Origin of the sequence: Halomarina salina (assembly GCF_023074835.1) — an archaeon.
Lineage (GTDB): Archaea > Halobacteriota > Halobacteria > Halobacteriales > Haloarculaceae > Halomarina > Halomarina salina.
The window spans coordinates 1-12,040 of the sequence record NZ_JALLGW010000003.1; the positions used below are offsets into that span (position 1 = coordinate 1).

At 66.4% G+C, this 12,040-nt stretch carries 8 protein-coding genes; 6 read left to right on the plus strand and 2 right to left on the minus strand.

Annotation, left to right across the window (positions count from 1 at the left end):
• Window positions 1-1,103 (plus strand): acyl-CoA dehydrogenase family protein (locus MX571_RS19365; protein ID WP_247420242.1); only part of this gene is annotated, 1,103 nt, incomplete at its 5' end.
• Window positions 1,103-2,245: a thiolase family protein gene (locus tag MX571_RS19370; protein WP_247420244.1), complete on the plus strand. Its 1,143-nt coding sequence runs from the start codon at window positions 1,103-1,105 to the stop codon at window positions 2,243-2,245. The genes MX571_RS19365 and MX571_RS19370, both read left to right, overlap by 1 nt.
• Window positions 2,246-2,295: 50 nt before the next feature.
• Here the strand turns inward: MX571_RS19370 and MX571_RS19375 are convergent, their stop codons facing one another.
• Window positions 2,296-3,435, minus strand: a complete 1,140-nt coding sequence (locus tag MX571_RS19375) for an acyl-CoA dehydrogenase family protein (protein ID WP_247420256.1) — start codon at window positions 3,433-3,435, stop codon at window positions 2,296-2,298.
• A gap of 213 nt (window positions 3,436-3,648) precedes the next feature.
• On the opposite strand from MX571_RS19375, the gene MX571_RS19380 reads away from it, so the two are divergent.
• A complete protein-coding gene (locus MX571_RS19380) occupies window positions 3,649-4,734 on the plus strand; it encodes a TAXI family TRAP transporter solute-binding subunit (RefSeq protein ID WP_247420268.1) in 1,086 nt (361 codons plus the stop codon).
• A 9-nt stretch (window positions 4,735-4,743) separates the two neighbouring features.
• Window positions 4,744-6,735 (plus strand): TRAP transporter permease, encoded by a 1,992-nt coding sequence (locus tag MX571_RS19385; RefSeq protein WP_247420270.1) that lies wholly within the window; start codon window positions 4,744-4,746, stop codon window positions 6,733-6,735.
• A gap of 916 nt (window positions 6,736-7,651) precedes the next feature.
• Here the strand turns inward: MX571_RS19385 and MX571_RS19390 are convergent.
• Window positions 7,652-8,848, minus strand: a complete 1,197-nt coding sequence (locus MX571_RS19390; protein ID WP_247420272.1) for a 3-hydroxyacyl-CoA dehydrogenase — start codon at window positions 8,846-8,848, stop codon at window positions 7,652-7,654.
• 524 nt (window positions 8,849-9,372) lie between these two features.
• Between MX571_RS19390 and MX571_RS19395 the strand changes: the two genes are divergently transcribed.
• Both MX571_RS19395 and MX571_RS19400 read left to right on the plus strand, forming a co-directional pair.
• Window positions 9,373-10,962 (plus strand): long-chain-fatty-acid--CoA ligase, encoded by a 1,590-nt coding sequence (locus MX571_RS19395; protein ID WP_247420275.1) that lies wholly within the window; start codon window positions 9,373-9,375, stop codon window positions 10,960-10,962.
• Window positions 10,963-11,051: 89 nt separating this feature from the next.
• Window positions 11,052-12,038 (plus strand): LLM class flavin-dependent oxidoreductase, encoded by a 987-nt coding sequence (locus MX571_RS19400; protein WP_247420278.1) that lies wholly within the window; start codon window positions 11,052-11,054, stop codon window positions 12,036-12,038.
• Window positions 12,039-12,040: the final 2 nt, after the last annotated feature.

The window sequence follows — 12,040 nt, forward strand, 5'->3', positions numbered from 1 at the left end:
CGGCCCGCGAGTTCGTCGACGAGAAGGTGCGCCCGGACGTCGGCGAGCACTGGATCGAGGGGACGTTCCCGACGGACCTCGTCGAGGAGATGGGCGAGCTGGGGTTCTACGCGCCCAACCTGGATGGGTACGACCTCCCCGACCTGAGCGAGACCGCCTACGGTCTGCTGATGCAGGAACTCGAGGCGGGCGATTCGGGGCTGCGTTCGATGGCAAGCGTGCAGGGGGCGCTCGTGATGTACCCCATCCACGCGTTCGGCAGCGACGAGCAGAAAGACGAGTGGTTGCCCGCTCTCGGGCGGGGCGAGGCGGTCGGCTGTTTCGGTCTGACCGAGCCACAGCACGGGTCGAACCCCACCGCGATGGAGACCTACGCGGAAGCCGAGGACGAAGGATACGTCCTGAACGGCTCGAAGACATGGATCACGAACTCGCCGATTGCGGACGTGGCCATCGTCTGGGGGCGCGACCGGTCGGCCGAGGACACACCGGTTCGGGGTTTCCTCGTCGAGACGGACCGCGACGGCGTCTCCACCAACAAGATCGACGAGAAGCTGTCGCTGCGGGCCTCCATCACGGGCGAGATCGGTCTGAACGACGTCTACGTCCCCGAGGAGAACCTGTTGCCGGACGTCGAGGGGATGAAAGGACCGCTGTCGTGTCTCACGCAGGCGCGCTACGGCATCGCGTGGGGCGCTATCGGTGCGGCGCGGGACTGCTTCGAGACGGCTCGTGAGTACGCGACCGACCGCGAGCAGTTCGGCGGTCCCATCGCCCGGTTCCAGCTCCAACAGCAAAAGCTGGCGGAGATGGCGACGCAGATCACGACGAGTCAGCTGTTGGCACATCGCCTCGCGGAACTGAAAGAGCGCGGCGAGATGCGTCCTCAGCACGTCTCGATGGCCAAGCGCAACAACGTGCGGATGGCGCGCGACCAGTCGCGTATCGCCCGCGAGATGCTCGGTGGGAACGGCATCACGGCGGACTACTCGCCGATGCGCCACATGGCCAACCTGGAGACCGTCTACACCTACGAGGGGACCCACGACATCCACACGCTGATTCTGGGTCAGGACCTCACCGGCTTCGCCGCCTACGAGTGATGGCCGGGAAGCTACACCAACCGGTCGTCGTCTCCGCGGTCCGGACGGCTCAGGGGAAGGAGGGTGGCGTCTTCTCGGCGGTCCGCAGCGAGGAGCTCTCGGTGCCGCTGGTGAACCGGATGCTCGCCGAGACTGGACTCTCGGGCGATGAGGTGGACGACGTTCGCTGGGGCTGCGCCAAACAGGAGGGCGAGCAGGGCAACAACCTCGCCCGCGTCGTCGCGCTCCTCTCGGACCTCGGCGAGTCCGTGCCGGGGACGACCATCGACCGGCTCTGTGCCTCTTCCGCGGAGGCGCTCTTCTCCGCGGCCGACGCCATCCGGGCCGGCCAGCGCGACTGCGTCGTGGCCGGCGGCGTCGAGCAGATGTCCCGCGTCTCGCGGAAGTACGGCATCGGGAACTACCCCGGCATCGCGGCCGCCTGGGACCCGGACGACCTCCAGATGGGGGCAACTGCCGAGGCGGTGGCGAACCGCTACGGCGTCTCCCGGGCGGACCAGGACGCGTACGGCGCGCGCTCCCAGCAGCGGGCGGTCGCCGCCACCGAGGCGGGTCGGTTCGACGACGAGATCGTCCCCATCGAGACGCCCGACGGGACGGTCACCGAGGACGAGGGCCTCCGCCCCGGGACGACGGCCGAGTCCATCGCGGGGCTCCCGCCCGCCTTCGACGAGGACGGGACGGTCACCGCGGCGACCGCGGCGCAGATATCGGACGGCGCGGCGGGCCTCCTGCTCACCTCGCGGGCGTTCGCCGAGGAACGTGGCCTCGACGTACTGGCCGAAGTGGGGAACCACGAGGTCGCCGGCGTCGACCCCGAAGTGATGGGAATCGGTCCGGTTCCGGCGTGTGAGGGGCTGTTCGAGCGCTCGGGCACCGAGGCCGACGACTACGACCTCGTCGAACTGAACGAGGCGTTCGCGTCCCAGACGCTGTACTGCCAGCGCGAACTCGGCTTCGACGACGAGGTGTTCAACGTCAACGGTGGCGCTATCGCCATCGGCCACCCGCTGGGAGCGTCGGGGGCACGGCTCCCGGTCACGCTCGTCCACGAGATGCGGCGTCGCGACGCGTCGTCCGGGCTCGCCACGGAGTGCGTCGGGTACGGGCAGGGTGCGGCCGTCGAGTTGTTCGCACCGTAATCCGTCCCCCTGAATCGGCGCGCGTCGGGCGTCCCCGAATTCGACTGCGTCTACAGGAGTCGGTCGGCGATGATGTTCTTCTGGATCTCGCTCGTCCCCTCGTAGATCTTCGTGATACGGGCGTCGCGGTAGTAGCGCTCGGCCGGGTGGTCGGAGACGTAGCCCGCCCCGCCGTGGACCTGGATGGACTCGTCGGCGACCTCGACCGACCGCTCGGAGGCGAACAGCTTCGCCATACTCGAGAACTGCGCGGCCATCGACTGGTCGCCCTCCTCGACGGCCGAGGCGGCGCGGTAGGTGAGCGCCCGGGCGGCCTCGACGTTCGTCGCCATCTCCGCGAGTTTGTGGCGGATGGCCTGGAACTCGCCGATCTTCTGGTCGAACTGCTCGCGCTCGCCGGCGTAGTCGAGCGCCGCGTCGAACGCCCCCTGTGCGGCCCCGACGGCCTGGGCGGCGACGTTCGTCCGCCCGGAGGCGAAGAACTCCATCAGCTGGTAGAACCCCTGGTCCACCTCGCCGATGACGTTCTCCTCGGGAATCCGCGCGTCGTCAAGGACGATTTCGGCGAGGTCCGACGCCCGGATACCGAGCTTGTTGTCTATCTTCGTCGGCTTCCAGCCCTCGACCTCGGTCGGGACGAGGAAGGCGGTGATGCCGCGGTGGCCCTCATCGGGGCTCGTCTTCGCCATCACGACGGCGACGTCGGCGACGGTACCGTTCGTAATCCACATCTTGTTGCCGTCGAGCACCCACTCGTCACCGTCCTTCTCCGCCCGCGTCTCGATGCCTGCGACGTTCGAGCCGTGAGCGGGCTCGGAGATGGCGCTGGCGGAGGCGGTCTCGCCGTCGGCGATGCGCGGGAGCCACTCCTCTTTCATCCACTCGTCGCCGAACTCGATGATCATGTCCGTCCCGAAGCCGGCCGACCCGACGGCCGACCCGATGCCGGGGTCCGCGCGCCACAGCTCCTCCGTGACGAGGACCGTCGAGAGCTTGTCCATCCCGGCCCCGCCGTAGTCGATGGGGATGTTCGGCGCGACGAAGTCGTACTCGGCCGCCGTCCGTCGGATCTCCTCGGGATACGTCCCCTGTTCGTCGTGTTCCTGTGCGACCGGCACGATCTCTTCGTCGGCGAACTCGCGGACCGCCTGCCGTATCGCGCGATGCTCGTCGCTGAGGCTGAACGCCATGGCCCGACGTCCGACCGTGTTCACAAGTACCTACCGATGGTCGATTCACGAGGCGAGTGGTGAGCGCTGGAGTCAGCGCCTCCGCGGGCGAGCGATCGCGAAGAGATGTGGATGTACAACGTTGTGTCCCGGTCGAGCGGCGTCGAACGCTGTTCGGGGATAGTAGCCGATACCAGAACTTACTAATGCCGGTGTTCTGAATGATGATTCAGAATGGGAAGCGATTCCACGGCTGAGAGTATCAAGCGTCGCGCGTTCTTGAAGGGGACCGTCGCAACGGCCGGTGTGGCCGGTGTCGCTGGCTGTTCGAGCCAGGGGGGTAACGGCAGCGGCGGCGACGGCAACGGGTCGAACGGCAACGGCTCCGGTGGCGGGTCGGGCCGGACCGACATGGTGATGACGACGTCGACGGAGACGACGGCGGCGTACGCCATGAGCCAGGGTATCTCCGCGGTCGTCAACGAGAACAGCGACGCGGTCCGCGTCGACGCGCGACCGAGCGAAGGGACGAACGCGAACATCGGTCGGCTCGACCGCGAGGAGGTCCAGATAGCGTACATCCAGAACTGGGCCGCCGCGAAGATCAACGCCGGCGAGAAGCCGTTCGACCAGCTCACGTTCACGCCGAACCAGGTGTTCCACCTCTACGACCTCGGGTGGTTCCTCGCGACGCCCAACGGCGGGTGGGAGACGGCCTCCGACATCGAGTCGGGGAGCCGCGTCTCGCCGACCCCCCGTGGCTCCGGGACGGCCGAGATGCTGGAGACCGCGCTGAGTTACGCGACGGAGGACTACGAACGCGTCAGCATCGACTACGGCGGGCAGGGGAGCGCCATGAGCGAGGGCCGTCTGGACGTCGGCGCGGCGACGCTCGTCAACTTCTCGGTCGAACCCGGCTGGCTCCAGGAGATGAAGGGGACGGTCGACCTCCGGATGCTCGGGTGGAGCGACGACGTCGTCTCGAAGATGCAGGAGGAACCCGGCCTGCTGCTCACCGAGGTGGAGACCGGCGACCTGGAGAACTACGCGTACACCCCGGAACCGGCGATGATGCCGTCGCTGGCGTACAACTTCATCGTCAGGAACGACTTCAGCTACGACGCCGTCTACGACCTCCTGGCGACGATGTACGAGAACCGCGAGGGGCTCAGCGAGTACCACGGACTGCTCGGCAACCTCGCCGACGGCGAGTTCTGGCTGAAGAACGCCTACGACGACATCCCCTTCCACCCGGCCGCCGCCGACTTCTACGAGGAGCAGGGACTCTGGTCCGACGAGTTCACCCGCGGCGAGGAGTAGCCTCCGGCGATGAACGACTCAACCGTCACCCGCGAACGGGCGCTCTCGGGGCTCATCTACGTCATCGGCGTCGCGCTGACAGCGTACATGCTGTACTACGCCTACGAACGACCGTTCGTCCGGGTCAGACACTCCAACCTCTTCCTCGGGGTCGGCGTCGCCCTGTTCTACCTCTACGAGACGAAGAAGCACGTCTTCGGCACCGAGGATGTCGAGGCGTACCGCGACCGCGACCTCGACCACGACGGCTCCCTCGGTAGCCGCCTCCGGTCGCTCCTCGGACCGTACGACGGGATTTTCACGCTGCTCGGGGCCGTCGTCGCGGTCGCCGTCGCGGCGTACATCGAGCTGAACTTCCAGCGCCTCCAGTTCGACGCCCCCATCCTCGGGTACACCGAGATGGACTTCGTCGTCGGCGCGCTCATCGTCCTGCTCGTCGCCGACGCGACCAGACGCGCCTACGGCCTGGCCATCACCTCGGTGGTCGTCGTCGCCGTCGCCTACGCGATGGCCGGGCCGTGGCTCCCCGGCTTCCTCGGTCACACGGGGATGTCCTGGCAGGACGTCGCCCGGTTCGGAGCCGTGGGGCTCACCGGCACGTACGGGTTCATCCTCGGCGTCGGGACGACCTGGGTCGCCATCTTCATCATGTTCGCCGGGATGGCGAAGACCTACGGAGCGCTCGACTACATCCTCGACGTGGGGACGGAACTCGGCAACAAGCTCCGGTCGGGCGTCGTGCAGGTCTCGGTCGTCTCCAGCATGGCGATGGGCTCCATCACGGGGAGCGCCGCCGCCAACACCGCGACGACCGGGAGCTTCACCATCCCGATGATGCAGCGACAGGGCGTCCGCGACGACTTCGCGGCGGCCATCGAGAGCGTCGCCTCCTCGGGCGGACAGATGATGCCGCCCGTGATGGGCGTCGCGGCGTTCATCATGGCCGACATCCTGCAGGTGCCGTACGTCCGCATCATCCAGGCCAGCCTGATTCCGGCACTGCTGTTCTACTTCAGCGTCGGTATCGCCGTCCAGTTCGTCGTGTTGCGCTTCGGCTGGACCACCGAGCGGACCGGCGAGTTCGACCGGAGCGTCCTCCGGGGGGGTGCGCACTTCGCCGTCCCGCTGGCCGTTCTGGTCTACACGCTCGTCGTCCTGCGGCTCACGCCGCTGAGCGCCGGGCTCTACACGACCGTGACGATGGTCGTGACGATGTACGTCCGGAACCTCGTCGTCGACGGGCCGTCCGTCGGGACGCTGGTCGGGACGACCCGGGAGACGCTCCGGGGCTTCCGCGACGGCGCGGTCGAGATGGCTCCGCTCGTCGGCGTGCTCGCCGCGATGGGTATCATTATCAGCATGCTCACCCAGACCGGTCTGGCCCAGAAGATCAGCATCCGTATGGTAGGGCTGGCTGGCGGCGTCCTCGTCGCGGTGCTCCTGATGGCGATGGTGCTCAGCATCCTGTTCGGACTGGGGATGCCGACGCCCGCCGCCTACATCCTGGTGGTCATCCTCGTCGCGCCGGGCATCATCGAGGTGGGCGTCCCGCAGATAACCGCCCACCTCTTCGTCTTCTACTTCGCGATGCTCTCCGCTATCACGCCACCGGTGGCTGTGGCGGTGGCCGTCGGGGCGCGCATCGCGGACGCTGACTTCCTGCAGACGGGGAAGCAGGCGCTGCGCATCGGTGCGCCGGGCTTCTTCATCCCCTTCGCGTTCATCTCCAATCGGAGTCTCATCTTCTGGTCGTTCCCGGCGACGCTGCTCCACGCGGGTATCGTCTTCGTGGGGGTCGTCGCACTGGTGGCGGCGACCACCGGCTTCGACGGGAAACACCACCTCGGCCTGCCCCACCGGGCGGCGTACATCGCGCTCTCGTTCGTCGCGCTCTACGCCCCGATGACCGGTGTACAGGTCGTCGCGGCGACGCTCGCACTCGCCGGGCTGGGACTGAGCCAGCTCGACCGCCTGCCAGCCGCCGTGTCACCGTCGAAGTAGGTGTCTCGCGTCCCCCGTCGCCCCTCTGTATCACGAGACGGCGTACCTCGCTCGACCCGCGGCGAGGTGTCGTGCAGGGTGTGTCGTAATGGTGATCTGTGAGTACGAGACCCTCGTTACAGGGTCGACTCCCTGAGCGTCGAGCCGACCCCTCGCACCGATGGCGAGCGCTTCGACGCGACGGACTCGCTAGCGATGGGAGGCAGGGCGCAATCGAGCAGGGCCGGCTGGATTCCGTAGCTCGACGTTCTGGGAGTGGTCTGCACTCTCACCGGCGCGGTCGAGACCGACCGTCGTCTGCGCTTCGCGGACGTCTGTCGGGAGGCTATCGTCGGCCACACGGGGGGTGTGTTGGTGGTTTCTAACCGGGTTGTATTGTCCAGAATGGCAATACTGGACTATCATATATGGGCGAGTGTGTTTTCGATGAGTGAATAGTGTTGGGAATAAGCTATCGCTGAAGGATACAGTGGAAATATACACTGAACCTTCCTCGGCTAAGTACTGGACACGATATTCTCTAACCGGACTTCGGTTGTGCGACAGGTTGTGTATTGCACTAGAACTGGTATTCTCTTCGGCGCGAAAGCACGTACCAGACGACTGGCCTCCCTGGAGCAGTCGAGACTCCGTCGACCGACCACCGGTCAGACCCGTCCATCGCGACGTGAGAGTGCGGATGCAATCGTAACCGAAGGGAGTACCCTCGCGGGGCCGTAGGAGACTCGGAACTCGATAGAAGCGGGCTACTCGACCGAAATCGGGGGCGGTTCCTGGCCACTCCAGCGCCTACGCGTGTACAGATAGCGAGACGTGAGAGGAGTCGACACGCATCCGTTCCCGCCCGACGACGTAGACGACGGTGACTACCCCCCGGAGTCCCTGGAAAGTATCGGCCTCGACTGTCGGTGACCCGTTAGTAGAAGGTGTCTCCGGTCTTCGCCTTCTCGACCAGCAGGTCACACGGGAGCGTCTCGGCCTGCTTGTTGGTGTCGTCGTGACGGCTCGCGACCTCGGTCAGTCGGTCGAGGACGACCGATGCACCGACCTCGTCTGCCTTCTCGAGTGGACCGACCGGCCAGTTGCCGCCGAGTTTCGCACCCGTGTCGATGTCCTCGACGCTCGCGACATCGTGTTGCACCATCTTGGCGGCCTCGTTGATGATCGGCGCCCAGACGAGCAGGGTATCGAACCCCTGGCCAGCGTCGACCGCGATCTGTGGCTCGTCGCGTTCGTCGTAGTCGTAGTACCCGGCCCCCGACTTCCGACCGTACCGCCCCTTGTCGTACAACTGGTGCAGTATCGGACAGACCTCCGTGTCGTACGCCATGGGGCGGTCTTCGGTCAGGTGGTCCTGCTCGCCCTCGACGCGAATCTGGATGCCGCCCGTGAAGTCGGCGAGTTCGAACGGCCCCATCGGAAACCGTTCCTTGTACTTCATCGCCGAATCGATCTCCTCGATACTGTGCTCTCCCCTGTAGACCATCCACGCCGCTCCCTCACCGTAGGGCCGCATCAGGCGGTTGACGATGAACGAGGGGACGTCCATCCGACAGCGAATCGGTGTCTTGCCGAACGATTCGACGAGCGATTCGACGGTCCCCGCCACGTCGTCGGGCGTGTGTTCGGTCATGATCACCTCGACCAGATCCATCAGCATCGGCGGGTTGAACCAGTGGCTACCGACCACCTGTGCTGGCCGGTCCGTGACCTCTGCGAGGCGGGTGATGTTGAGCCCGGACGTGTTGGTCGCGAGAATCGCTTCGGAGGGGGTGGCTTCGTCGAGGTCCTCGAAGATGTCCTCTTTCACCGCTTGCTGCTCGACTGCGGCCTCGGTGACGAAGTCGGCGTCGCCGACCGCCTCGTCGAGGTCGGTCGTGAACTCCAGTCGGTCGAGGGCAGCGTCGGCGTCCTCTTGCGTCACTCGACCGTTCCCGACGGACTTGTCGTACGACCACTCGATTCGCTCGCTCGCCTCCTCGAGCTGTGATTCGTCGATGTCGTTCAGGTAGGTGTCGTAGCCGGCGAGCGCGGCGACGGCCGCGATGCCACGGCCCATCTGTCCACTGCCGACGACGGCGACGGTCTCTATCTCGGTGCGGTCTACGACCATACTACCTGCTCACAGACGGTGGGAGAAAAAGGATACTGTATGGATTCGGACGGACTGCTTCCTATCGGTTGGAGATGATACTCGTGGCCTTCTACCGAGAGCGGCGACACCAGGAAGCCGACGAGCGTCTCGTGAAAAGTGTCCCCAGGGATGGGGAGTCGCACGTGACAAGCGTTTATGAACGGTACGCCACCGGCCAGGTGCAGCATGGCTGGAGCACCGACCGGGTCAGGATGTTGGTGCTTGTTACCATTGTTCCTTCCGGCTGCGGAATCGATTGCTGCCTCTCACACGAGCGACGTGTTCGCAGGAGCGCCCTGCCAGGCCGCCGTCGTCGGTGACCGGGAGGCGGAGCTAGCCGGACGTCGACCTGGCGAATCATCTCGGACTGGACCAGTCACTTCCCGTCGTTGCTCGGAGCGGCGCACGGCGAGGTCTCTCGAACCGGCCGTCCCCGACTCCCGACCCCCGACGAGTGTTCGAGCGACGAAAGGTCTAACAGCGAGTCCGACGAGTGACTCGACGTGACTCACCTGCCGACGCTACCGGGAACGCTCGCCCGGACGACCCGGAAGTACCCCGAGCGGGAGGCCGTCGTCTACCCGCGGAAGGACGTCCGGTTGACGTACGAGGAACTCGACCGCCGAGTGACGCGGTGTGCGAACGCGCTCCGGGACCTCGGCGTCGAACCGGGCGACCGGGTCTCGCTGCTCATGTACAACTCCGCAGAGTTCGTCGTGGCGATGTTCGGGCTCCTCCGGGCGGGAGCGGTGTTCAACCCTATCAACTACCGTCTCGCACCGGGGGAGGTCGGCTACATCCTCGACGACTCGGATTCGAGCGTCCTCCTGTTCGAGGAGGCGACGCGAGAGACCGTCGAGGCCGGCCGCGACGAGTTCGGGACGGTCGACCGGTACCTGTACGTCGACGACGACGTCGAGTCGACGCCAGACTACGCGAGGGGGTTCCACGAGACCGTCTCGACTGCGGACGACGGTCCCGTCGAGATCGAGGTCGCACCGACCGACCAGTACGCCATCATGTACACCTCCGGGACGACGGGACGACCGAAGGGTGTCGTCCACTCCCACCAGGACGCGACGTACCACAACATGCTGTACTTCGGTCGGCTGGACCTCGACTACACGGACGTCGGCGTCTCGGCCATGCCGCTGTACCACAACGCCGAACTCAACTGCGGTCTCTGCCCGCGACTGAACCTCGGGGCGACGACGGTCGTCCTCCACCAGTTCGACCCCGAGCGAGTCCTCGACGTGGTCGACGCCGAGCAGGCCACGCACCTGTTCGTCGCCTCCCGGACGTGGTCGGAGCTACTGTCTGCCGCCGAAGACGCCGCCGACTTCGACGGGAGCAGCCTCCAGCTCGGTATCTACGGGGCCGCCCCGATGCCGCCCACGCTCCTCGAACAGTGCATCGAGACGTTCTGCGAGGACTACGCGACTGCGTACGGGATGACCGAGATGGGGCCCTGTGCGACGTTCATCCGGCCGGACGAGGTCCACGACCAGCTCGGGAGCGTCGGTCGGGCCGCGCCCAACCACGAGCTACGTATCGTCTCGCCGACCGAGACCGAATCCCCCGACGACCCGGTCGCTCCGACGGACGTCGTCCAGCGCGGCGACGTCGGCGAGATCATCCTCCAGGGGCCACCGATGCTGACCGAGTACTGGAACCGTCCCGGACTGACCGCGGACGCCATCCGCGACGGCTGGTTCTTCACCGGCGACGCCGGGTACGTCAACGAGGACGGCTACCTGTTCCTGGTCGACCGCATCGACGACATGATCATCTCGGGCGGCGAGAACATCTACCCGACCGAGATAGAGAACGTCCTCTACGACCACGAGGCGGTCGAGGCGGTCGCGGTCGTCGGCGAGGAGAACGGCGAGTGGGGGGAGCGTGTCGTCGCGTACGTCGTCGGGAGCGGGGCGGACGCCGACAGCCTCGACGAGTTCTGCCGCTCCCGCGACGAACTCGCCGACTTCAAACGCCCCCGCGAGTACTACTTCGTCGACGAACTGCCACGCAACCCGAGTGGCAAGATTCAGAAGTTCGAACTCCAGCCGTCCGACGTCGATGGGTCGTCGATATAGGGTATCGGGGTGTGCGACGCTCGACGACGGCGACCGGCCGCAGTGCAACCACCGAAAAGCGTTTGAGTGCCACCGGAGCAACACGAACGATGCGCGCGAACGGTCTCACCCTCGGCGGCGACGCTCCGGAGGACATCGTCGAGTACGTCGAACTCGCGGAGAACGCCGGACTCGAAACGTACTGGCAGGGCGAATCCTGGGGGCGGAGCTCCGTCCCGACCATGACTCGGCTGCTCGAACGGACGGCGTCCATCGACGTCTGCTCGGGCATCTTCAACGTCTACACACGCTCGCCAGCGCTGGTCGCGATGACGGCGAACACCCTCGCCGACCTGTCGGACGGGCGGTTCCGCGTCGGCCTGGGGATGAGCGGCCCCGCGGTCATCGAGAACTTCCACGGCGCAGAGTTCGACGAGCCGCTCAGGCGAACCCGCGAGTACGTCGAAATCGTCCGCGCGTACCTGTCGGGCGACCGGGTAGAGTACGACGGTGAGCTGTTCGACCTCTCCGGGTTCGCGCTGGACGTGGAGCGAACCTACGACTGTCCCATCTACGTCGCGGCGATGGGGGAGGTCAACCGCCAGCTCACCGGCGAGTTCGCGGACGGGTGGATACCCCTGCTGCTCCCGAACACGGCCGTCGGCGACGCGCTGGAGGCCGTCGAGCGTGGCACCGACCGCGGCGACCGGTCGCTCGCGGACGTCGACATCGCCCCCTGGGTGCCGACCTGCATCTCCGAGACGGACCCCGAGGCCGCCGAAGGAGCCGTCCGCTCGATGATCGCGTTCTACGTGGGGGCGATGGGTGACTACTACGCACAGATGGTGGCGAACTTCGGCTTCGAGGAGGAGGCCGAAGCGATTCAGGACGGCTGGAAGGCAGATACGCAGGCCGGTGCGGAGGACGCGGTCACCGACGAGATGGTCTCGGCTATCGGCGCCTGTGGCACGCCGGAGCAGGCGGCCGAGAGCTTCGAGCGCTTCGTCGATGCTGGTGCGGACTCGCCCGTCGCGTACCTCCCGAGCCGGTGGGCGAGCGACGACGTCGTCCGGGAGACGATAACGCAGCTACAGTAGTC

Bases quoted from the DNA above. Each gene is read 5' to 3' on its own strand.
- MX571_RS19400 (WP_247420278.1), top strand. From the start codon at position 11,052: ATGCGCGCGAACGGTCTCACCCTCGGCGGCGACGCTCCGGAGGACATC.
- MX571_RS19390 (WP_247420272.1), bottom strand. From the start codon at position 8,848: ATGGTCGTAGACCGCACCGAGATAGAGACCGTCGCCGTCGTCGGCAGT.
- MX571_RS19370 (WP_247420244.1), top strand. From the start codon at position 1,103: ATGGCCGGGAAGCTACACCAACCGGTCGTCGTCTCCGCGGTCCGGACG.
- MX571_RS19385 (WP_247420270.1), top strand. From the start codon at position 4,744: ATGAACGACTCAACCGTCACCCGCGAACGGGCGCTCTCGGGGCTCATC.
- MX571_RS19375 (WP_247420256.1), bottom strand. From the start codon at position 3,435: ATGGCGTTCAGCCTCAGCGACGAGCATCGCGCGATACGGCAGGCGGTC.
- MX571_RS19380 (WP_247420268.1), top strand. From the start codon at position 3,649: ATGGGAAGCGATTCCACGGCTGAGAGTATCAAGCGTCGCGCGTTCTTG.